The 1,640-nt window shown below is 40.9% G+C and carries 1 protein-coding gene; it reads right to left on the bottom strand.

Features of this window, described 5'->3' with window-relative positions; translation table 11 throughout:
- Positions 1-1,550: phosphoenolpyruvate carboxykinase (ATP) (pckA, locus tag CEX73_RS01780; RefSeq protein WP_101626890.1), on the bottom strand; the 1,550-nt coding region annotated here is incomplete at its 3' end.
- Positions 1,551-1,640 lie beyond the last annotated feature (90 nt).

Genomic DNA, 1,640 nt, shown 5'->3' with positions numbered 1-1,640 from the left:
TCAATAAAACGTTGAGCTAGATTCTTTGCCTTTTTCTGCCATTCAGCTCTATTCGCATAAGTAGTACGTGGATCTAAAATAGTACTATCGACACCAACTAGCATCTGAGGTATAGCTAAATTAAAAATGGGTAGATTAATTTCAGGCGCTTCATTAATCTTTCGGCTCAATATCGCGTTAATAATTATCCGGGTATCCTTGATAGAAATACGATTACCGCTGCCATTCCAACCAGTATTCACCAAATAAGCGCTAGTACCAGTAGCCTTCATCCTCTTAGCTAGCATCGCGGCATATACCGTTGGATGAAGTGATAAAAATGCCGCGGCAAAGCATGCTGAGAAGGTAGGAATAGGCGCCATAATACCCCGTTCAGTACCAGATAATTTTGCGGTAAAACCAGATAAGAAATAATATTGTGCCTGTTCAGCGGTTAACATTGCAACCGGAGGCAAAACCCCGAAGGCGTCTGCGGTGAGGAAAATGACAGTTGAAGCATGGCTAGCACGCGATACTGGTTTAACGATATTTTTGATATGATTAATAGGGTAAGATACACGTGCGTTTTCAGTCTTGCTACTATCATTATAATCTACTGACCCGTCAGTTCGCACTACTACGTTTTCTAGTAACGCATCACGTCGGATGGCCTTAAAAATATCAGGCTCAGTCTCTACATTTAGGCGGATAGTTTTAGCGTAGCAGCCTCCTTCCAAATTAAAAACACCATCATCGTCCCAACCATGTTCATCATCTCCGATGAGGCGTCGTTTAGAATCATGGGAAAGTGTAGTTTTTCCTGTGCCTGATAGTCCGAAGAAAAGTGCAACATCTTCGTTTACACCTACATTAGCGGAACAATGCATGGATGCTATGCCTTTTAGTGGTAGTCTATAGTTCATCACCGAGAATATGCCTTTTTTCATTTCGCCTCCATACCAAGTACCACCAATCAGCTGCATTCCTTCGGTTAAATGAAAGGCAATAAAATTTTCTGAATGCATACCTTGTTCGCGCCAGTTAGGATTAATACATTTAGCACCGTTTAGTACCACAAAATCAGGTTCGAAAAGATTTAGATCGGTTTCATCTGGGCGAATAAACATATTTTTCACGAAATGTGCTTGCCAGGCGACTTCTGTCACAAAACGTACCCGTAATCTGTTGTCTTCCTTAGCGCCACAGAATGCGTCAATGATAAATAAACGTTTGCGACTAAGCTGATGACCTACTAACATCTTGAGATGTTCCCAAGTTTCCTGGCTAATAGGGTGATTATCATTAACATTTTTATGATCTGACCACCATAGTTGATCGTAGGTGTTTTTATCACGCACAAAATATTTATCAAACGGTGAGCGACCAGTAAAAACACCAGTATTGACCGCAACTGCACCCGAGCTAGTAACAGTACCGCGCTCAAAACCCGTTAGGTTCTGGTTGGTCTCTTCGACAAATAACTGCTCGAAACTAGGATTATATATCAGTTCACAGCAGTCTGTGATTCCATAACTGATTAACCGCTGCATCATCATATTTTTACTGACCATATTGACCTTCTTTTGAAGGGAATAATCAATGTTATTTATTACCGAAAAATATTTAGCTAGGGAAACATAGGTAATATTTGGGACGGCTGT

This window comes from Candidatus Palibaumannia cicadellinicola (genome assembly GCF_002855795.1).
GTDB lineage: Bacteria > Pseudomonadota > Gammaproteobacteria > Enterobacterales > Enterobacteriaceae > Baumannia > Baumannia cicadellinicola_C.
The sequence above is the reverse complement of the archived record's forward strand: the minus strand, read 5'-3'. Positions and strand labels throughout refer to the sequence as shown.